This is a genomic window from Cellulosilyticum sp. WCF-2 (assembly GCF_003990395.1).
Taxonomy (GTDB): domain Bacteria; phylum Bacillota; class Clostridia; order Lachnospirales; family Cellulosilyticaceae; genus Cellulosilyticum; species Cellulosilyticum lentocellum.
On the sequence record NZ_CP034675.1, the window covers coordinates 230,671 to 251,732 of the forward strand.

Annotated in this window: 22 protein-coding genes and 1 other annotated feature; of the genes, 5 read left to right on the forward strand and 17 right to left on the reverse strand. The window is 34.6% G+C overall.

All coding sequences use genetic code 11. From position 1 onward, the window contains the following. Positions 1 to 51: 51 nt before the first annotated feature. From trpB to EKH84_RS00865, 4 genes are all read right to left on the reverse strand, one after another. Positions 52 to 1,230 (reverse strand): tryptophan synthase subunit beta, encoded by a 1,179-nt coding sequence (trpB, locus tag EKH84_RS00850; protein WP_127064732.1) that lies wholly within the window; start codon positions 1,228 to 1,230, stop codon positions 52 to 54. A gap of 146 nt (positions 1,231 to 1,376) precedes the next feature. Beyond that, positions 1,377 to 1,638: a binding site (T-box leader), on the reverse strand. Positions 1,639 to 1,891: 253 nt separating this feature from the next. After that, positions 1,892 to 2,494, reverse strand: a complete 603-nt coding sequence (locus tag EKH84_RS00855; protein WP_127064733.1) for a TIGR04100 family radical SAM protein — start codon at positions 2,492 to 2,494, stop codon at positions 1,892 to 1,894. Next, a complete protein-coding gene (locus tag EKH84_RS00860) occupies positions 2,494 to 3,021 on the reverse strand; it encodes a TIGR04002 family protein (protein WP_127064734.1) in 528 nt (175 codons plus the stop codon). The genes EKH84_RS00855 and EKH84_RS00860 overlap by 1 nt, the downstream gene beginning before the upstream one ends. After that, positions 3,018 to 3,848 (reverse strand): pyridoxamine kinase, encoded by an 831-nt coding sequence (locus EKH84_RS00865; protein ID WP_127064735.1) that lies wholly within the window; start codon positions 3,846 to 3,848, stop codon positions 3,018 to 3,020. The genes EKH84_RS00860 and EKH84_RS00865 overlap by 4 nt, the downstream gene beginning before the upstream one ends. A 162-nt stretch (positions 3,849 to 4,010) precedes the next feature. Here EKH84_RS00865 and pdxR point away from each other — a divergent pair, with 162 nt between their 5' ends. Beyond that, the gene (gene pdxR, locus EKH84_RS00870) at positions 4,011 to 5,417 is read left to right on the forward strand and encodes a MocR-like pyridoxine biosynthesis transcription factor PdxR (protein WP_127064736.1); all 1,407 of its coding nucleotides are present in this window, start codon (positions 4,011 to 4,013) and stop codon (positions 5,415 to 5,417) included. A gap of 205 nt (positions 5,418 to 5,622) precedes the next feature. Here the strand turns inward: pdxR and EKH84_RS00875 are convergent, their stop codons facing one another. The 5 genes from EKH84_RS00875 to EKH84_RS00895 form a co-directional block, all read right to left on the reverse strand. Next, positions 5,623 to 6,150, reverse strand: a complete 528-nt coding sequence (locus EKH84_RS00875; protein WP_127064737.1) for a hypothetical protein — start codon at positions 6,148 to 6,150, stop codon at positions 5,623 to 5,625. Between the two features lie 49 nt (positions 6,151 to 6,199). After that, entirely contained in the window at positions 6,200 to 6,454 is a 255-nt protein-coding gene (locus EKH84_RS00880; protein WP_013658869.1) for a TfoX/Sxy family protein, read from the reverse strand. A 57-nt stretch (positions 6,455 to 6,511) separates the two neighbouring features. Then, entirely contained in the window at positions 6,512 to 7,549 is a 1,038-nt protein-coding gene (locus EKH84_RS00885; protein ID WP_127064738.1) for a Na+-transporting methylmalonyl-CoA/oxaloacetate decarboxylase subunit beta, read from the reverse strand. A 233-nt stretch (positions 7,550 to 7,782) separates the two neighbouring features. Next, positions 7,783 to 8,115 (reverse strand): hypothetical protein, encoded by a 333-nt coding sequence (locus EKH84_RS00890; RefSeq protein WP_127064739.1) that lies wholly within the window; start codon positions 8,113 to 8,115, stop codon positions 7,783 to 7,785. Positions 8,116 to 8,134: 19 nt separating this feature from the next. Then, positions 8,135 to 8,497 (reverse strand): hypothetical protein, encoded by a 363-nt coding sequence (locus tag EKH84_RS00895; protein WP_127064740.1) that lies wholly within the window; start codon positions 8,495 to 8,497, stop codon positions 8,135 to 8,137. 206 nt (positions 8,498 to 8,703) lie between these two features. Here EKH84_RS00895 and EKH84_RS00900 point away from each other — a divergent pair, with 206 nt between their 5' ends. Then, positions 8,704 to 10,002, forward strand: a complete 1,299-nt coding sequence (locus EKH84_RS00900) for a D-alanyl-D-alanine carboxypeptidase family protein (RefSeq protein WP_127064741.1) — start codon at positions 8,704 to 8,706, stop codon at positions 10,000 to 10,002. 56 nt (positions 10,003 to 10,058) lie between these two features. On the opposite strand, the gene EKH84_RS22890 is transcribed toward EKH84_RS00900, so the two are convergent. The 4 genes from EKH84_RS22890 to licT form a co-directional block, all read right to left on the reverse strand. Next, complete coding sequence (locus EKH84_RS22890) at positions 10,059 to 10,142, reverse strand: fasciclin domain-containing protein (protein ID WP_083801329.1); 84 nt, start codon at positions 10,140 to 10,142, stop codon at positions 10,059 to 10,061. Further along, positions 10,139 to 11,560, reverse strand: a complete 1,422-nt coding sequence (locus tag EKH84_RS00910) for a 6-phospho-beta-glucosidase (protein ID WP_127067938.1) — start codon at positions 11,558 to 11,560, stop codon at positions 10,139 to 10,141. Before EKH84_RS00910 ends, EKH84_RS22890 begins: the two co-directional genes overlap by 4 nt. A 77-nt stretch (positions 11,561 to 11,637) precedes the next feature. Beyond that, positions 11,638 to 13,506, reverse strand: a complete 1,869-nt coding sequence (locus EKH84_RS00915) for a beta-glucoside-specific PTS transporter subunit IIABC (protein ID WP_127064742.1) — start codon at positions 13,504 to 13,506, stop codon at positions 11,638 to 11,640. 135 nt (positions 13,507 to 13,641) lie between these two features. Continuing rightward, positions 13,642 to 14,478 carry a BglG family transcription antiterminator LicT gene (licT, locus tag EKH84_RS00920; protein ID WP_127064743.1) on the reverse strand — a complete coding sequence of 279 codons (837 nt, stop codon included), beginning with the start codon at positions 14,476 to 14,478 and terminating at the stop codon, positions 13,642 to 13,644. Between the two features lie 369 nt (positions 14,479 to 14,847). Here licT and EKH84_RS22690 point away from each other — a divergent pair, with 369 nt between their 5' ends. Beyond that, entirely contained in the window at positions 14,848 to 15,783 is a 936-nt protein-coding gene (locus tag EKH84_RS22690) for a collagen-like protein (RefSeq protein WP_127064744.1), read from the forward strand. A 201-nt stretch (positions 15,784 to 15,984) separates the two neighbouring features. On the opposite strand, the gene EKH84_RS00930 is transcribed toward EKH84_RS22690, so the two are convergent. The 4 genes from EKH84_RS00930 to EKH84_RS00945 all read right to left on the reverse strand — a co-directional run bounded on the left by EKH84_RS00930 (position 15,985) and on the right by EKH84_RS00945 (position 19,253). After that, positions 15,985 to 16,542 (reverse strand): NADAR family protein, encoded by a 558-nt coding sequence (locus EKH84_RS00930; protein ID WP_127064745.1) that lies wholly within the window; start codon positions 16,540 to 16,542, stop codon positions 15,985 to 15,987. Position 16,543: 1 nt separating this feature from the next. After that, positions 16,544 to 17,551 (reverse strand): AAA family ATPase, encoded by a 1,008-nt coding sequence (locus EKH84_RS00935; RefSeq protein ID WP_127064746.1) that lies wholly within the window; start codon positions 17,549 to 17,551, stop codon positions 16,544 to 16,546. Next, positions 17,548 to 18,234 carry a nicotinamide riboside transporter PnuC gene (pnuC, locus tag EKH84_RS00940; RefSeq protein WP_127064747.1) on the reverse strand — a complete coding sequence of 229 codons (687 nt, stop codon included), beginning with the start codon at positions 18,232 to 18,234 and terminating at the stop codon, positions 17,548 to 17,550. The genes EKH84_RS00935 and pnuC overlap by 4 nt, the downstream gene beginning before the upstream one ends. An 89-nt stretch (positions 18,235 to 18,323) precedes the next feature. Further along, the gene (locus tag EKH84_RS00945) at positions 18,324 to 19,253 is read right to left on the reverse strand and encodes an NUDIX hydrolase (protein ID WP_127064748.1); all 930 of its coding nucleotides are present in this window, start codon (positions 19,251 to 19,253) and stop codon (positions 18,324 to 18,326) included. A 377-nt stretch (positions 19,254 to 19,630) separates the two neighbouring features. Between EKH84_RS00945 and EKH84_RS00950 the strand changes: the two genes are divergently transcribed. Together EKH84_RS00950 and EKH84_RS00955 are read left to right on the forward strand one after the other, a co-directional pair. Next, positions 19,631 to 20,131, forward strand: a complete 501-nt coding sequence (locus EKH84_RS00950; protein ID WP_127064749.1) for a sigma-70 family RNA polymerase sigma factor — start codon at positions 19,631 to 19,633, stop codon at positions 20,129 to 20,131. Then, positions 20,118 to 21,041 carry an anti-sigma-V factor rsiV gene (locus tag EKH84_RS00955; RefSeq protein ID WP_127064750.1) on the forward strand — a complete coding sequence of 308 codons (924 nt, stop codon included), beginning with the start codon at positions 20,118 to 20,120 and terminating at the stop codon, positions 21,039 to 21,041. Before EKH84_RS00950 ends, EKH84_RS00955 begins: the two co-directional genes overlap by 14 nt. Positions 21,042 to 21,062 lie beyond the last annotated feature (21 nt).

The window sequence follows — 21,062 nt, forward strand, 5'->3', positions numbered from 1 at the left end:
TATCTCTCACTACTTTATTTCCTATAGTAAATAGATTTTTCTTTTTAACTTCTATTGATTTTCTTTCAAATAATCAGCTATTGCCTCAACATCTTTATCCCCACGACCTGAAACCGTAACAATAATGGTTTCCTCCGGCTTACAAGTAGAAGCATACTTCATAGCATAAGCTAAAGCATGAGAACTCTCGATAGCTGGCAAAATTCCTTCCGTTTTACAAAGCGTTATGAGTGCTTCAACAGCTTCATCATCTGTAATAGAGACATATTTACCCCTACCTATTTCATTAAGATAAGCATGCTCTGGCCCTATCCCTGGGTAATCAAGCCCTGGTGAAATAGAATAGACAGGCGCAACTTCTTTATTTTCATCTAATACACAAAGCGTCTTCATTCCATGTAATACTGTTGGCTCACCCATAGCTATAGTAGCTGCATGCATTGGTGTATCGATACCTTTTCCTGCTGCTTCTACACCGATTAGTTCAACTTCTGAATCCTCTATATAGGCCGCAAAAGAACCTATAGCATTGCTACCACCACCTACACAAGCAATAATTGCTTTAGGGAGCTTACCTTCTTTTTCTAAAATTTGTGCTTTAGATTCTTCACTAATGACTTTTTGGAAGTGCTTTACAATAGTTGGATAAGGATGTGGTCCTACTGCTGAGCCAAGTACATAAAAGGTATCATCAGAAGCATTTACCCATGCATCAATAGCTTCATCAACGGCTTCTTTTAAGGTCTGAGTACCTGAAGTAGCTGCTACTACCTTTGCCCCTAGCATTTCCATACGAAATACATTAAGTGCTTGCCTTTTCATATCTTCTTTGCCCATATAAACAGTGCATTCCATACCCATAAGTGCTGCTACTGTTGCTGTTGCAACACCATGTTGACCAGCTCCTGTTTCAGCAATTACTTTCTTTTTACCCATACGTTTTGCAAGTAATACTTGCCCTAGTACGTTGTTAATCTTGTGGGCTCCTGTATGATTAAGGTCTTCTCTTTTTAAGTAAATTTTAGCCCCGCCACAAACTTTCGTTAAGTTATCTGCATAATAAAGTGGTGACTGACGACCTACATAGTCTTTTAAATAATAGTTAAGCTCTGCATTAAAATCTTCGTCATCACGATACTTTAAGAAAACTTCTTCTAACTCTTTAAGTGCTTTAAGTTGTGCTTCTGGCACATAAGCGCCACCAAAACTTCCAAATACATCTTTTAACATAATCAATCCCTCCAATAAGTTTTATTAGTAACTCATTTCTATGAATAGTTACTATGATTTCAATCAAATGAGGAATTTTCTAGAACCCTAGGGACTAGCTTTTTGGATTTACACCTTATGCTTGCAAACAAAAAGAGCCCTATCATCCATGGGACGATAGAACTCGTGGTGCCACCCAAATTATATCTTTGCAAGGTTAATCCCCTAAAAAGATATCTCTTTAACAGATACGGCATTTATGATGCGATATCCTGTTCCTGTAACGTAGAACTTACGGCTCTGACTACTCTTAGTTCACCAGGCATCTCCCAAACCCATTCCTTATAATCTCCTGCACTGGACCTTTCACCAATCGCCAGCTCGCTGAGGCACTTAATTATAAGTACTCTTTTTGTTCCTAGAATTTAATTCCGATTTAATTACTATTTATGATATGCAATTCTTAATAGATTGTCAATATTTTTTATATATTTCACATTTTATTATATTATTATGTACCTTTTTCTCACTATAATCATTAGTATATTTAAGATAATGCCTTTATAAGAATTACGAAGATAAAACTCCCAATATAACAACATAAAATATTTAAACCACCTTATAATAATAGTGTAGTTGTATTCCTTAGTATCAACTACGCTATTATTATATTCTATACTTTCTATTCAATATATTCTCTTACACGTAAGTCAATTCCCATTTCTTCTGCAAGTTTTCTACTAGCTTCAATTTGTTCTTTTGATATTACCTTATCTACTACAGAAAAAGTCACGCTTCCAATATACTTTTTACAATCCATGGCAAATTTAAGAAGGGCATCAAACGATTCTATACCAAAACGAGGTCTTGCTACTTTTAAGTACTCATCTTTAGTTGGTGCATTTAAGCTAATAGAAATAGCATCTACATATCCCTCTAAGAGCTCTGCTGTTGGCTTATTATGAATAAGATCCGCTAAACCATTGGTATTTACACGAATTTTAATTTTACTCTTCTCTCTAATATATTTGCATACTTCTATAACTGTTTCAATTCTGGTAAGAGGCTCCCCATAACCACAAAAGACGATTTGGTCATAGCTATCTAAATTATAATTCTTTAGATCATCTAAAATTTCCTCTAGACTTGGATCATGAGGTAACCACAAGTTATCATTTTGCCCTACAGTATCATGGTCGATTCTTACACAGAAGGTACAGGAACAAGGACATTTGTTTGTTAAGTTGACATATAAACTGTTTTCTATTTGGTAAATAATCGTCATTATACATTTCCCCTTAGTTGTCTTTTTAATTTATTTTTTACTCCCATCATATCAAAAGCATAACCCATAGCTAAAAATACAATAGCGCTACCTAGTGGTTGTAATAAACCTGGTAATACAGCTGCAAGACCAGCCATAAAGTTACCTGTCATAATGGCATCGGCAAGAAAATACCCAAATACACCTGTTAAACCTGCTAATACTACTGCTGCTACATTTCTTACGCAAATGAACTTGCCTTTACCACTTGTAAAATAGATGACTAATAATGGCTTAATAAGCATTGTTGGAATCACCCACACCATACCTCCGGGTGTAATGGCATCTGATAAAGCAGCACCAATAGCACCTGCTGCCATAGCATAAGGCACTGGCAGTATGCAAGCCGCTAAATAAATCATACTATCTCCCACATGAATAACGTGTGCCCCTATTCCCGTTGGAATATTAATACGTGTCACTACAAAAATAATCGCTGCAAATAAAGCCGTCATAACTAATGTTCTTGTTTTTTCTGATTGATTCATTTTATACTCAGCTCCTTTAGAAATGGCTCATACATAATTCCCTCTTTTGTGCTCAAATTAAAGTCCGATGTATATGTAATAGCCTGACTTATAAATGTACTTGCTATATCAACTGCTTCTTCTAGGCTATAACCATGGGTTAAATATCCACATAGCACAGAAGCAAAAATATCTCCTGTTCCACTATAGGACTTACCATTATAAGCTACTTCTTTCATAAAGTAGATAGCCTTATTAAAGTCTAGCCCTATATTCATTAATCGCTCAGGATGTGCTTCATCACAAACCCCGGTAATAACAATCTGTTTAGGCCCTAACTTAGCTAATTCTTTGGCATAGCTTTTAATCTTCTCCTGGTTAATGCCCCAAGCTAGGTCATAGCCTGTTAATAGTGAAAACTCTGTTATGTTAGGTGTAATAATATCTGCTTTAGCTACTAACTCCTTCATATGAGTAGGATACGCTTCATCATAAATACTATAAAGCTCACCATTATCCCCCATAACTGGATCTATTAAAACCAGCGTTTTATTTTCTTTAAAAAGCTGAATGAATTCTAACACAATTTTAATCTGCTCCTTAGATCCTAAAAAGCCAGAATAAATACTATCAAAACGATATCCAATAGCTTTCCAATGCTGAAAAAACTGTCCCATATAAGGGGTAAAATCTAAAAAGGAAAATGAATCAAACCCCGTTTGGTTTGATAAAATAGCCGTTGGCAATGGACAAGCCTGCACCTGTAATGTATTTAACAAGGTGAGTGCCACTGTTAAAGAGCATCTGCCTATACCCGATAGATCATTAATAACTGCTGCCTTTTTCATAGGGGCCTCCTTAAGAAAGTATCTTTGTTATTTAATGCTTTACAACTCTTCTGTTTTTTTATAAACTAATTGTATCGATACAATTTAGTATTTCTTGTAAATTAATATATGTATTTTCACACAATTCCCTATTATGGTCAATACAAGACAAGGAGCTTTTTTATGAATATAAACATTGTACCGTTACAATTTGATTTGAATTCAACTGAACCCCTTTATGCTCAGCTTTTTCATTATTTAAAAGATCTTATTATTAAGGGGGACTTAGCTTTTGGAGATAAATTACCTGCTATTAGAAGCTTTGCTAAAGCGTTAGAAGTCAATAATATTACAGTTATTAATGCTTATAAGCAACTAGAGCATACTGGTTATGTGACTTCTAAACAAGGAAGTGGTTACTATGTTTCTAAGCGTCTTACTGAGGAAGCCTCTGTTTTTACACCCAAGCCACTTTATCAACAGGAACTTATTAACTTTTCTAGTGCTTCTCCTGACCCTGGCATTTTCCCTACTGAAACTTTCAAGGAGTATATCGTAGAGGTTATGGAGCGTGATAAAGGCTATGCCTTTGGCTATCAGGAAGTTAATGGTTATATGAAGCTTAGAGAAGTATTGGCACAGTTTTTAAAACAAACTTATGATATTGAAACCAAAGCTGAACTCATTCAAATGGTATCAGGTGCTCAACAAGGTTTAGATATTATCGCTAAGAGTCTTTTATATTCTGGCGATAGTGTGATTACGGAAAATCCTACCTATAACGGTGCTGTAGATGTTTTTAAATCTAGAGGTTGCCGCATTGTCCCTGTTTCGCTTACCCCACAAGGACTTGACTTAGTTGAATTTGAAAAGAAGGTTAAGATTTGTAAGCCCAAGCTTGTTTATATCATGCCTAACTTTCAAAACCCTACAACTATTTGCTATAACAAGGCTACTCTTCTAGCCTTACTTAAACTAGCTCATACCTATGATTTTTATCTATTAGAAGAAGATTCCATGTGGGAGCTAACTTATGGTACCAGGGGGTCTCTATCTCTCAAATCACTTGATACAGAAGATAGGGTTATTTATCTTAAAAGTTTTTCCAAGCTCCTTATGCCTGGTCTTCGTATAGGTTTTATTATCATGCCTAAGGCTTTAGTTGAAGCCTTTACCCGTACCAAGCAAACCACAGATATTTCTTCTTCTGGTCTGATGCAACGCGCATTAGAGCTTTATTTTAAGAATAATAAGTGGGAAGAGCACATTCATTACATGAAAAAAATATATAAAGACCGCTATGAGTGTATGCTTAGTAAACTCATGGAACTTGAAAATGATGAGGTAGAGCTTTATAAACCACAAGGTGGCGTTTGTTTTTGGCTTCGTTTACCTAAAGGGATGTCTGCTCAGCATCTTTATGAAAAATGTTATGAGAAGGGACTACTCATTTTCCCTTCCCCTATTTTCTTTCCTCATTTAGATCCTTCTAAAGACCGCTATATTAGACTCAGCTTTGCAGCTTGTAGTATTTCTGATATTCAAAAAGGAACTGATATTTTAGCTAAATGCATTAAAACCTATCACTAATTTATTTTTTCAAGACAAAAGCCACCAAACCCTAAAGTGAACTGACCCCAATAAACTAGATTTTTAGGTCTAACTTATCGGAGTCACATCAAGGGTTTAGCGGCTTTTTTATTTCGCTTATTTCTTGTATCCTATCATGCTCTATCCCTATCTTCTATACAATACCAGATTAATATTTTTCGTCACTAGCTAAGACATAAAAACTTCAGAAAAATAAAGACGTAGGTAAATAAAATAAATAAGGTGCAGTAAACACTGCTAATGATAGGGCTAACTTCTTCTTAATAGCTTCATCTAAATCTACTTTTTTAAAACTCACTTTGTAGTTAAACAAATAGATAAAACAGCCTGCTATCAGAATACAAACACTTACCCATAATACAGCATAAATATTCTCAAAAGGATTGTATGTAACTGCATTAGTTAAGTATTTGTACCACCACTCACCTAAAGGTGACTTATTCTCTATAGCCATATCAACAAAATTAACACTAAACATAGCTAATGTCCCAATAAAGTCAGATATAAAACCGAAAATCCATACTTTGAAAATCACTTTCTTAGCAATCTCTTTTATCTGATTGACTTTTAATACCTTTAAGGTAACCACTACTACTGTTAAATCAATTAAGAAATTAGCCGGAAATATCACAATCCAAGTTAAAGGAAATAACCATAATAACCAGATTGGAAAAATCAAATTATATAGCTTTGTTTGCTTTTTGCTCCCCATTTTTCACCCCTCTTATATTAATTAATACTCATTACGCCCACCTATTAAATTACTTGTGTTCCTCATAAAAATGTTTTAAGTCTTGCTTTGTTTGATTGTCTAAATCATGCCATCTGATTCCCTGTACGGCTCCCTCTAGACCGCATAAGCGATTAATACATGCCGAATCATCAATTTCTTTAATCTTTAACCATGCTTTTTTGCTCCCTAAATTCTTTAATTGTTCAGTGGTGGTAATGCCTACTTCGTTAAGCTGTGCTTCTACCACCTTCCCAATATTAGGTAGTTTACTTAGTTCTCCCATTCTCTTTTCCCTTCTTTCAATATTTATTTCTATACCATTTGCGTTGCATGTTTATCCTCACAGACTTTTCCTTTTATACTCATAAGATTCTTTAGGATGATTGGTGATATGAATGCCTTGCAAAATGAATTGAGCACTTTCTCCCTTATCTGTACTTATTTTTGAGAAGCAAGTATGTAATGTTACGCCATGAGGTCCTTTGGGTAATTCTTCCCCTTTCTCTGCTAAAAATATACTTGTTGGCCCACTAGCGCCACCTATAATACCAATACTACTAGCACTCTCTGGTTCATACGTATGAGTCGCTTTTCTCTTATAAGATATAGTAGAATCAAATTCTAAACGTTCCTTTTCATTAAGAGCTGGTACTATTTCATATGTTGCTGAAGTAACATAGAATTTCTCTCCTAGCATGGCCTGTTCTGGTAATTCAACGGATTCTTCTATTTGAAAATATAAAGTATGCTCTATCTCCGTAGTCGGATGCTTGAATTTTATTTCTTTGGTCTTGTCTAAATCTGATAGCTGAAACCGCTGTCCTATAGGATAAAATATCTGTTCTTCATAAGTAACAAGCTTTAGAGTATTAATGACATCTCCCCTTTCTTGTCTTCTAATACGCATCCTAGCCTTTGCTTCTTTAGGATAAGGCACACAAAATCTTTGACAGGCAAAACAGCTGGTATGCTTTAGATTTCTTTTATAAGCACTTTTAATAGGCTTTAACTCATCACTGTCATGTAAGAATGGCATTTGTATACTTCCAGTACTACTATAACCTCTCTCTACCCTTTTCCCATTAATCCAAATTTCTGCTAGGCTTACTTCTTTATAAGGGTGCTCTTGCTCTAACTGTCTTCTCTGATTTTGACTAAGCTCTTTTTCATTTATTCCTTCACATTTCTTAGCAAAGGCTTCTAGCTCTTCTTTCTCTATAAGTGTTATAATATCAAATACGATACCTTTACTGAATCTATACGCACAAGGAATAATACGTTTTCTTCCCAAATGATTAAAGCTCCAGTTTAATACTTGTTTCGTCCCTGTTTTTCCTCTGGGTCCTTCCCATAAGGAAGCACTATAGTAAACCTCCATTTTGCCACCATTCCCTATCACAATATTTTCATCTATTGCTATTAACTGCTGATTTTATTTATATTATAGCATTTCTCAACGAAGCTAAAACATTTATATTCATTTAGTAGAAAAGGCACTACCCGTAGGCAGCACCTTAGCTTGATAAAGCTTATTAAGTCTTATTCATATATTGGTAAGCAAAAGGATTACTTGCATTTGTTATTAACTTCGTTATATGTTTTAAAGCCGAATCAAGTATTTGCGAAAAGTGTACCTGAGTAAAATGCCATGTATCCAGCACTAGTCTTTTTAGTTGAAATTAAATATAAGGTCCCTGACCACCATAATCCACCTGAAAATTCGGTATAGTAATAACTCTCTGCCACCTCCTCAAGCGTATCATAGGTTATTACTACATTTTCCTTAAGCTTAGATACGACTGCCTTGGGTATTTCTGTAGATGAATCTGCATCATTAATGACATCTGCATTACTTAACTCGCTTGCAAAAGCCATTTGCCCAGGAACCATTAATGCTCCCATCAATGCTATTAATAAAACTAGCTTCTTTACTCTCTTACCCATACCATCACATCCTTTGTTTTTAATTATCTTTAATCACTTTATAGGTGACTAAAAATCCTCCTGCTTTTCCTATCCTTACGGCATCAACAAACTCATATTCCCTATCTAAATATACATTTTCAAGCTCTTTAGCATCTAATACATCTTTTGCTTTAACACTATTACCTGCTTTAATACATTCATCCCATGTGCTATATACAACATGGATTTCTTGTTTTTTTACTAGAATAGTTTTAGTATTTTCTTGAGATACTGCACTAACATTAGATACTTCATCAACATTATGCACTTTAAAAATATTATGTATTGCAAAAAAATTAAGTGCTATTGTCAATCCTATTACTGAGCATAATAACGTTTTTTTTAATACCTGATTAATCATAACCACCTCTTCAATTATTTATATATATACTACTGAATTTTTACAGAAAACTCAATATTTTTATTATTATTGACGTATTATTTATATCTTTTTTATGTATTTTCTATTCTATGTATGTAAACTTTATGCTAAAATTACTTGTATTTATATTTATTCTATTTTAAGTATTTTTACAAATAAAGCGCCATTTTAGGAGGCCCAAGGTAATGAAAAAGTCAGTTTATGTATTAACGTTTTTATTCATTCTATTTATCAGTCCTTCATTCTTAGCTAAGCCTACAGTTGAAGCTAGAGGCGCTATATTAATTGAGGCTAAAACCAATACCATTCTCTATGAAAAGAATGCTTATTCTAAATTTTATCCAGCGAGCATTACTAAACTTTTAACGGCTCTCATTATAGAGGAACAACTCTCTGAAAATCATATCATCACTAAAAGTCAAAATAGCGTTAATACAATTCCTAAAGATAGTAGTGAAATCGGCTTAAAGGTAGGCGATAGTTATAACAAAATCAACGGTCTTTATGGTTTATTATTAGGTTCAGATAATTTTATTGCTCATGACTTAGCCTTAGCTCATTCTGGTACTATAGGTAAATTTGCAGAGTTAATGAATACGAAAGCCAAGGCTCTTGGTGCTATGAATACTCACTTCACTAATCCTCATGGTTATCATGATCCTAATCATTATACAACCCCTTATGATATGGCGCAGATTGCTAAAGGTGCCTTTGCTAACCCTACTGTTCAGAAAATTGCTGGCACAGCTCAGTTTAATTTCTATGTGAATAATAAAAATAAATATATTCCTATAAAAAATACTTCTAGATTGCTAAAAAGCGAAACCCCTTACTATAATCCAGCAGTAGTGGCTTGTAAAACAGGTTACCATTCTGATGCAGGCCAAACCTTAGTAGCAAAAGCTGTTTATGGTGATATGGAGCTTATTGCTGTAGTCATGTATGAAAAAACACCTAATCAATACATAGATGTGAATAAACTTTTTGACTATGCTAAAACCTATTATGGTGTAGAGCAAAAAAGTGATATCTACACCCTTAAAAATAAAACCATTACCCCTTGGTCAGAACCTAGTATTACTAGAGCTGTAGAAAAAGGCTGGGCAAATAATGCTACTAACTATAATGATACCATTTATACCGAAGATTTAGTGGCAATGCTGAAAAAAGTCGGAGCAAGCTATAATGGCATAACCATGCAAGAAGTCTATGACTTAGTTGGGCTAAAAAAAGGAGATTTGATAACACGAAGTAGCTTTGCTGAAATCATGACCTTTGCCGCAAAGAAATGGCAGCTTACTCTAGCTATTACGACTACCAAACCTCTCCCTAGTGATGTGACTCATCTTTCTGACGACACTAAAGCTGCCATCTCCTATATGATAGACCGTGACTTAATGCTTCCTTCAAATTTTCTTTTTAATCCAAATCGCATATTAACTTTTGCTGAAGCAATTTCAACTATTGATAGACTTCCACTGTAGTATAAAAGGTCAAAAGGCTTATACATAATGTATGGCCTTTTGACCTTTTATACTACTTACTCATTATTAGGAGGCATCATCACTTTATCAATAATATGGATAACACCATTCTTAGTTACTATATCTTTCTTATGAATTATAGTCCATTATTCTCAATAATTTCTTTATACCAATCAAATGATTTCTTTTTATATCTTTTTAATGTACCATTACCGGCATTATCTTTATCTACGTAAATAAAACCATAGCGTTTTTTCATCTCACCTGTTGAGGCACTTACAAGATCGATACATCCCCAAGGTGTATAACCTAATAAGTCTACACCATCTTCTTCTACTGCTTCAATCATTGCCTTAATGTGTGCTTCTAAATAAGCAATTCTGTAATCATCATCTACTGTGCCATCTTCTTTTAAAGTATCTACTGCACCTAAACCATTTTCTACGATGAAAAGTGGTTTTTGATAACGATCATATAAAGTATTCATTGTAATTCTAAGACCAAGTGGGTCAATTTGCCATCCCCATTCACTTTCAGGTAAGTGTGGGTTTTTGATACCAGCAAAGGCATTCCCTAACTTTGGCTCACCTACTGTTGGATCTGCACTTACCACTCTTGATGAGTAATAACTAAATGCAATGAAATCTACTGTGTTTTCTCTTAAGATCTTTTCATCTTCTTGACCCATCTCAATTTGAATATTGTTATGTTCTAAGAATTTCTTAGCATAGTTTGGATATTCTCCTCTTGATTGAACATCAATAAAGAAGTAATTTTCTCTATCTTTACCTAATGCTGCAAATACATCTTCTGGTTTACAGCTATATGGATAGTAATCTCCTGCTGCAAGCATACAACCTACTTTGTTTTCTGGATTAATGTCGTGAGCAAGCTTAGTTGCTAAAGCTGATGCTACTAGTTCATTATGAGCTGCTTGGTATTGTACTTGAAGTTTGTTGTCTCCTTCTTCGAACATAATCCCTGCACCCATAAATGGTAAGTGCATGAGCATATTGATTTCGTTAAATGTCATCCAGTATTTAACTTTACCATTAAATCTTTTGAAAATCGCTTCACAATATCTTACATAAGCATCGATTACTTGACGACTTCTCCATGAACCATACTCTTCTACAAGTGTAAGTGGTAAATCAAAGTGACAAATTGTAACAACTGGCTCAATATTGTATTTTAATAATTCATCAATGAAATCTTCATAGAATTTAAGTCCCTCTTCATTTGGCTCTAATTCTTTACCAGTTGGAAAGATACGTGACCACGCAAAAGAAAAACGATAGCATTTAAAGCCCATTTCTGCAAATAAAGCAATATCTTCTTTATAGTTGCCATACATATCAATAGCTTCATGAGAAGGGTAGTATGCATCCTCTGGTAAATCTTTATAGTGCATTTCACCTTTCATAATAGCTTTTCTATATTCTCCATGAGGAATGACATCTACTGTTCCAAGGCCTTTGCCTCCTGATAGATAACCACCTTCACATTGATTAGCAGCTGTTGCGCCGCCCCATAAAAAGTCTTTTCTAAGTCCACTCATCTTCTGTCCCTCTTTCCCAAAAGGGGATGCTACCAAATAGTCTCCCATTAGTACATCCCCCTTGTTTATATACTTTATTATTTTACTACTTTAATAACTTCTTCACCCATTTTTACAGCTCTATCAGTAATTGGTAAGACACTGCTATATTCAGCACTGTTAGTTACGATCACTGGTGTAATGATATCATAGCCTTCGCCTTTAATACCATTTAAATCAAAATCTACAAGTGGTGAGCCTACTTTTACTTTATCTCCTGCTTTAACATGAGCTGTAAAGTACTTACCACCTAATTTAACTGTATCAAGACCTACATGGATTAATAATTCTGTTCCATTATCATCTACTAAGGCAATAGCATGTTTTGTTTCAAAAATCATTGCTACTGTTCCATTTACTGGTGAAACCACTTTACCTTCTGTTGGGATAATAGCCATCCCTGGTCCCATAATTTCTTCTGCAAAAGTCAAGTCATTTACTTCTCTTAATGCTACTGCTTCTCCAGTAAGAGGTGCACAAACAGTTACCATTCCCTCTTTAACTAGTGCTTTTTTTACTTCTTCTTTTTTCTCTTCTACTGTTTCATCTACTGAATCTTTATAAAGTGCAAATGCAATAATAAATGCTACCACAATACTGATTACTACACCTATACATGCATAGTAGAAGTTAGACATTGAATCTCCACCGATATAAACTGGTAATGTTAATAGTCCTGGAGAACCTGTTGCATATCTAGCAACTCCAAATATACCGAAGAATAGACCACCAATACCTCCACCAATGATAGATGCATAAAGACCTATCTTAGTTTTTAAGTTTACACCGTATAATGCTGGCTCTGTAATCCCACATAAACCTGTAATACCTGCAGTACTTGCTAATTGTTTGAACTCTGAGTCTTTTGTTTTTAAAGAAATAGCTAATGCAGCTCCACCTTGAGCCACATTAGAAACCATCATTCCTGGTCCTACAAATGTATCATAACCGAGTGTCATAATGTTGTTGATTCCAATTGGAATAATACCATAATGTGTTCCTGTCATAACTAAAAGTGGTGATAACGCCCCTATGATTGTTGGTACTAACCAGCTTGCACGTGCTTCAATTGCACCAATACCAACTGCAACTTTATCGCTAATAATGTAACCAAGTGGTCCAACAACAACTAATGTCGCAATACCTACTACCATTGCTGTAATTAATGGTTTTAAAAAGAACTTAACTGCTTTTGGTGATACTTTATCAGCAAATGGTTCTACATAAGACATTAACCATACTGATAAGATAATAGGAATTACGCTTGACCCATAGCTGGCTAATGGAATATTCATACCGAATACTGCGATACCTGTACCTGCTTCTTTAGCAGCAGTAATCATGCCTGTAAATGTTGGATGAAGTAGCATTCCACCAATCATCATGGCCATATATGGATTAACTTTGAACTTTTTAGCTGCTGAATTCGCAAGTAAGATTGGCAAGAAGTAAAAACCTGCATCTGCCATAAAGTTTAATACTTGATAGGTTTGTGAATCATTAGTAATCAGTTTGGTGGTAATAAGAATGGCTAATACTGCTTTAAGCATACCTGCTGCTGTAATAGCTGGTAAGACTGGTGTGAAAATACCCGAAATCGTATCAATTACTTTATCCGCTATCTTACGATTATCTTTTTCTTCTCCAGCATTACTATTTTCTAATTTTGTCATGCCCATAATCTCTTTGAAAACATGTGATACATCACTACCAATAATAACTTGATATTGACCACCGCTACTTACAACACCCATAACACCTTTAGTTTGTTTAAGTTTTGCTGTATTGGCTTTCTTTTCGTCTTTTAAGGTAAAACGTAATCTTGTTGCACAATGTACAAGTGATGCGATATTGCTTTCCCCACCAACTAGGCGAAGAATTTCTTCTGCTAAACTTTTGTAATTCATCGTGTCATCCTCCCTTATTCTTTAAAAATGGAATAAAAAAATACCTAAATAAGAATCAATTAGCCGAAAACTAATTCATTTTTATTTAGGTATAGCCTACTTAAAGTAACAATCCTATTTTATATAATAATCTGTTTATATAGTTGTAGTAATACGATTAATGTGAATGGTTAAATAAATCATTTCATCTTCAGTAAGGTCACAATTAAATTCTTGCTTAATATAATCTCTTACCTTTAAAGTACATTCATACTCTTTCTTATATTTAAACTTTAAAACTTCGATAAACTGCGAGTCCTGATCCTCTATTTTTACCCCAGTGAAAATACGCTGAGCGAAAAATTTAAGGTGTGTGATAAAGCGTTCATAATGAATAGAGTATTCATCAAGTTCCAGTTTGAAATGGTATTTGATGATGCTTAGTATTCTTTGAATCATCTTTGTCATATCTGTGGTTTTTTCCATAGATAAATCATCCATAAGAGCATTTACAAAATGAAGGGCAATAAAACCAGCTTCATCCTCTGGTAAACTCACACCTAGTCTACGTGAAATAATATTAAGTGCTTCTTTTCCTACTAAAAACTCGTGATTATAAAGCTTTTTTATCTCCCAAAGTAGTGCATTTCTAATGACCACGCCATTTTTCTGACGTTCTAGTGCAAAATTAATGTGATCTACTAAGGTAATATAAATGTTTTGGTTTAACTTTTTACCTAACGAAGCCTTAGCAAAGCTAATAATTTCGTTAGTAGTTTGGATTTGTTCAAGAGGTATCTTTTCGAGAAGTTGAATAAGCTGAGAAGAGTTAGTTTTATCATTTACTGTATAAATCTTTTCAATTAAGCTTTCATTAATCTCGTCTCCTGGGACCTTTTTAAATCCTAGTCCACATCCCATAACCAATACTTCATTATTCTTATCATCAAAGGATTTGATGAGGTTATTATTAATGACTTTAACAACTTTCATAATCCGTGGTACCTCCCTATTTTATCCAAAAAAGGCTATACCACCTCCGTGAATAGAACAATAAATAAAACCTATTCATTCACAAAATGGTATAGCCTGCATTACCAGTAACAATCCAACTATTTTATTTAATTGATTATATTTACATAATATACGAATTTGATATATATGTCAAGTATCTATTGTGTTTTTTTACATTATAAATTATCGTCCAGACTTATTTTTATGAATTTTAACCAATTTTTCTTTACTGCTCTTTGTATACTAACCGGTTCCTTTTTAGTAAATTATTGCTATGCATTAATGTGACATTCGGCCCGTCAAATTCATATTATTAAAATAACACCATATTATATAAGGAGTTAAACTATGAAACAGACCCATCATGAACATCATACCGAATGTTCCTCTCATTGTCATTGTAATTGCTGTGAGAGTTGCTCTTCTAATTCATGCTGCGATGAACATTGTCCTAGTCCTCTGTGCTTTGAATGTACTGGTCCCACTGGACCTCGTGGTCCTCAAGGTCCTACTGGACCTACTGGACCTACTGGGCCTACTGGGCCTCGTGGTTTTCAAGGTCCTACTGGGCCTACTGGTTCCCGCGGTCCTCAAGGTTTTACTGGACCTACTGGGCCTACTGGTCCCCGTGGTCCTCAAGGTCCTACTGGTCGCCAAGGCATTCAAGGCCCTATTGGTTCTACTGGTCCCCAAGGTGTCCAAGGTATCCAAGGTGTTCAAGGCCCTATTGGCCCTACTGGACCTCAAGGTCTTACTGGTATACAAGGTATTACTGGACCCACTGGTCCTACTGGACCTACTGGGCCTACCGGACCTCTAGGTAACCAAGGCATTCAAGGTCCTACCGGTCCTACTGGGCCTGCAGGAATACTCATTAATAATTATGCTCAATATACCTTTAATGACTTTGTCACTTCTTTAAATGATATATCTTTATTCCAAGCCTTTGATGTTGGTAGAACAACTAAACTTTTAAATGCCACAACAATACAATTAAAAGCAGGCTATACCTATCAAATTAGTTATATAGTACTAGGTACTCCTGGTGTAAATAGTTCTTTTCAGATTGTCCCCTATATTAATTCGTTATTCCAAGGCGCTTATGCTGCAACTGCTGTTACTAATACCGCTAGCAATGGTAATGGTACTGCATCAGGAACGTTCATAACTATTGCTGCTAGCACCTGTGCTGCAACTTTATCTTTTAAGTTTAGTAGCCCTATGACTTCTTCTGTTGGAGTACTTGGCTCTATTTCAATCGTGACCATTGCTCCCACTGCATAAGTTATTAACTAGCTATGCATAAAAATTGGCGACAATTCAATCTAATGTAGTAGTCGCCGGTAATCCAAAATAATAAAAGAGATATAATCATAAAGAGACTCTCACCTTTCGTGCGATAGTCTCTTTGTATTTTTAGCTCCAAATAATTTGAAATGCTCTTAAACATTTTTTATCCTTAAAGGTATCTAAAATTGCAAAGTCTCACCCTTCTCTCTTAAGGATTGCCTCTCTTACTTCTGTAAGGGCAAAACCTAATAAGTTTTTACCTTCCCATTTCATAGGATTTTCTACAGCTTCATTTCTTTTATCCATACCAATTCCCCAAATCTTATCCACTGGACTAGCTTCTACTAAAATGCTTCCTTTAGTGTATAAAAGATAATTTAGTAATTCTGGATTTTGAGAGAACTTTTCCATATTTCCTCGTTTAACAATTTCATAGCAATGTTCTTCCCATACTTCTTGTTTAAAATCTTTGACAAGACGACCTAATTCTTTCATTTGTTTGGGATGAACTACCTTTAGAATCTTTTCTGCTACTTCCTCATCTTCAAATAACCTAGCTTTTTCAACCATCATATATTGTTCCGCGCAGCTATACCAAATTTCATCTACTTGAAATTTGCAAGGCCACCATTGACTAAAACAACTGGTATCTATAGTATCTACTTTATTGGGTGTATGTCCCCAAAAGAATATATATTTATAAGTCTTTCCTGATTGATACTCCTTTTGCAAGCTTTCTAAGTCAAAAACCATATTAAAGCTCCTTTCCAAAGAAGTTATTATAAGGCTCAAAGCTTTCTAATACCCTCTCTACCTTTTTAATTCTTTCTTCTAGGCTTCCTTCTAAAGTAATATAAGGAATTCTTCTTTGTTTTAAGTCAGCAATAATCTGCTTATGAAATACATGTCTCTTTTGATCACCACTTCTATCCCAAGTATCATCATAAGGAATGTCATCTTCGCATAAGAAGAATAAATCATACCGACTACTATTCTCTAATGCTAATCTGGTAAGTAAATCTGGTGCTTTACCATGATAATCTAGCGCAAACATATAAGTGGTAATAGCATTAGTATCAACAAAACAATATTTATCAGCTTCTAAAAATGCCTTTTCTTCCCTTTCAATATGTCCTACGGCAATTTCATCAAAGGCCTCAAAGCTTATCCTGCGATCTACTTGATGTTCACTCCAATAATCCCTACCATACTCACTAGCAAAAGTCGTATGATACTTTTTCGCTAAAGCTTCTGTTATAGTAGATTTACCAGTAGACATGGCACCTACGAAAACAACTTTAATAATAAGGTCTCTATAAACAACATCGCTTAGGAATTCTTTATACTGATAAGGATTGGAGCGAATCATAGTTGCAGATATAGGTACTACTTCTCTCGCTTCATCTATTCTTCTATCTATGGCGCCTAAGGCCTTAGCCATATGTTCTCCATAGTATTCGCTGCAATAAAAGGCATCTACTTTCTTACCATTCAGTAATCCTAAAATATATTGCTCTTCTCTCATCTCATACTCTCTTTCATGAGAATACCCTACCGGTCCATCCCAAGCTTCTATGACTGTTACCTGAGGATACAAGGTTCTTATCCAATTAGCTCTTACATAAAGAGGTATTGGTATCACGTCCGTATCATAAATCACTACAATAACTTCATCATTTTCCTCAAGGGCTGTTTCGATAACATATTGATGACCTTTATGAAAAGGTGCATACTTCCCGAGTGTAAGTCCTACCTTGCTCATGCCGCCACCTCCTCACTTTGTTTACTTGCCCCCTTACTCCAAGTATATAGACCATAAAATGAATTGATTAAATAAGCACTCCACATAACAACCATAATAATACCATCCGGACTTCCTGCTACTGTTCTAATGCCCCACATAATGATAGTAAAAATATTAAGAGCGATATAAACCATCCATTGCTCACGGTATCTCTTTACCATTAATATAGTTGCTACAATAGATAGGAGATTTGTCGTCGCATCTATAAAAGGTGAGTTTTGACCTTGTATGAGCGACAGACCATAACCTAATGCAATAATGCCTATCACACATATAACTCCTGTTATAAAAACCCCCTTTAAATTCATACGTTTCATTTCTACAACGCCTTCATCTAAGTGCTTTTTCCACATAATAAATCCCACTATATTCATAGGTACAAAGAATAGCAGATTTAATGCTACTTCTCCAAATAAACCATTTTGATAAGCAAGCCACGCATAACCAAAGGTATTATACATACCAAAAATATAGCTTGTAATATTTCCTTTAGCCGTTAATACGACACACAACACCCCCGTTAAAAACACAGTAAAGCCAAAGAAACTATCCTTTGTAGCAATCGTAATTCCTATAGCCACAGCGCAAAATAGGCCTAACCAAAGTAATTCATAAGCATTCCATTTTCCTATTTGTTTCATTTTTCTCTCCCCATTTCTTTTATTATTCTCCTTATTTTGGTTTTCCTAATCTATTAATAAACCTTACTCTACTCATACAATGTAACTATCTAATCCATCCAATTTTTTTCATATAATCTAGATGGCCTATGTCCTACTTTATCTGTATAGTTCTCCGTTTCTTTTACTAAATCCGCTATCTTTCTTCTAAAAGCAGCCTTTAATAAAGGTTTATCTAGAATCACTTCATAGACTTGTTGAAGCGCTGTTAAAGTAAATTGTCTTGGCATCAGATGCAAGGCTATATCTGTGTATTCTATTTTTCCCCTTAGGCGTTCTACAGCATAAGCAATGATCTTGGCATGGTCAAAGGCTATACCAGAATTCTTTGTAATGAATAATTCACTCGTTCTCCCATTATCATTTATTACTATTTTCTTTTCTATCTCTGCTTGTAACTGAACTTTTTCTTTCTTTTCCTTCCTATCTACCCTTTGATTTTGTTCTTCTCTAGCTTCTAGACTAAGCTGATACCTTTCATATTTAATAAGCCCCCCCTCTTTTGTTTCTTCTGTTTCTTCTATTTTCTTATAAATAAGCTTAAACCATTTTGCCTCATCAGCATCATCTCCTGCTTTTAGTTTAACAAGACTTTGGTCAACTAGTGCCATATAAGCACAGCTCATTACCCAAGTTCTTGGATCTCTCCCTAGCTCACTAAAGGTATACAACTGCTCTAGGTATACTTCTTGCACCCCAGTTTCTTCACAAAGCTCTCTTTGAGCAGCTTGCTCCGTTGTTTCTGTAGGCCTTACAAATCCACCTGGCAGTGCCCACTGACCTAAAAAAGGATGCTTTCCTCTTTTGATTAATAGAAGCTGGAGCTCCTTCTCTGGCAACTTACGATAATTCTCTTTCTCCGATTCTGCCACAGTAAAAATCACCATATCTGTAGCTACTGACGGCCTTTCAAATTCACTACTAGAATATGTGGACAAATATTCAGCTTCACTGATTTTCTTATGATTAATCTCTTCCATGCTATCCTTCTCCTTCTCTCAACCCGTGCTATCTATAAGTACGCTTATCCATTTATACTTATGGGTATTCTTTTCCATTGTCATCTCATAAATCTACTGTTAGTTGTATTCTGTTATTATCTTTTTGTTACTAACATAGTATATTATTTTTTCACGATAGTCAATATTCAGATTTTAACTTTAGAATTACTCTCCAAATTGAAATTCGTAATATATAAGTGAAGGTTCTCAGCAGCCTTCACTTATATATTACGAATTTCAATTTACTTAACTTCAATAAAAGAATATTTTACTCACTTGAAACTTCTGTTTACTTAAAATAGTCTAATAGATGTAACAACCCATTAGAAACTACTATGATCATAGAAGGTAAGCATATGGAAAATAAAATCATTAACTATATCATTGAAAATAAAGAAAAATACTATCGCATAGCCTATAGCTATGTGAAAAATAAGGAAGATGCTCTTGATATCGTTCAAGATGCCATTGTCAAAGCTCTTCGATATCAGCATACCTTAAAGGATGTGAACTACCTTAATACTTGGTTCTGTAAGATTATCATTAATACCTGTAAAACATATTTACAAAAGAAAAACCGTTACATAGACACCCGGGATGAAGCTTTAGAAAGTTATGGTGAACCCACCTACGACCATTACAAACCTTTTGAACTAGAAGAAGCTCTAGACCACTTATCCTATAATGAAAAAACCATTGTTCTTTTAAGGTATTACAATAGCCTAGAACTTAAAGAAATAGCCCATATTATGGATCAAAATCTTAGCACTGTTAAGTCCACCTTATATCGTGCATTAAAAAAATTAAAACCTTTATTAGAAAATGATTATCGAGGTGAAGCCCATGAACAAGTATAAAGCAGACGAAACACATAATGAACAACTAACCAATCAACTTTTAGAACACATGAATACTATTGAAATTCCTAAAGAACTAGATAGCCTAGTGAATGCCGCTATTGAAAAAGGTAAAAAAACAGAAAGGATGATTATTATGAAAAAATGGATTAGAAATAGCGCTGCCACTGCAGCTGCAATCATTGTTGGTTTTGTAGGAGCTGCTAACTTAAGTCCTACCTTTGCTAAGTCTTTAAGCGATATTCCAGTTCTTAATACCTTAGTTAAAGTTGTTAGTTTTAGACAATTTGATTATCATGAAGATACCTATGAAGCTACTATAAATACACCTGTATTAGAAGGCTTAACTAATGAAAAACTAGAAGCTACTTTAAATCAAAAATACCTAGAAGAAAACAAAAAACTCTATGAACAATTTGAAAAAGATGTTGCTGACATGAAATCTTTTGAAGAAGGTGGTCACTTAGGCATAGATTCTGGTTTTGAAATTAAAACTAATAATGATCAAATTCTATCTATCGCTCGCTACGTCGTGAATACTGTTGGTTCTTCTTCTACAACTATGACCTATGATACTATTGATAAGCAAAACGAGATAATTATTACACTTCCAAGTTTATTTAAAGATGATAGTTATATAGAAATCATCAGTGAAAACATTAAAGAGCAAATGAGAACCAAAAAAGCTGCTGATTCAAACTTAATGTACTGGATTGCCGGTGAACCTGATGCTATTGATGGCTTTGATCGCATTTTAGCTGACCAACCATTCTATATTACAGATCAAGGTAAACTTGTTATCTCCTTTGATAAATATATTGTAGGACCTGGCTCTATGGGTATTCAAGAATTTGAAATCCCAACTGATACGATTCAAGATATTCTAGTAAGCAATACCTATATTAAATAAATCTCACCCATCTAAAATCCC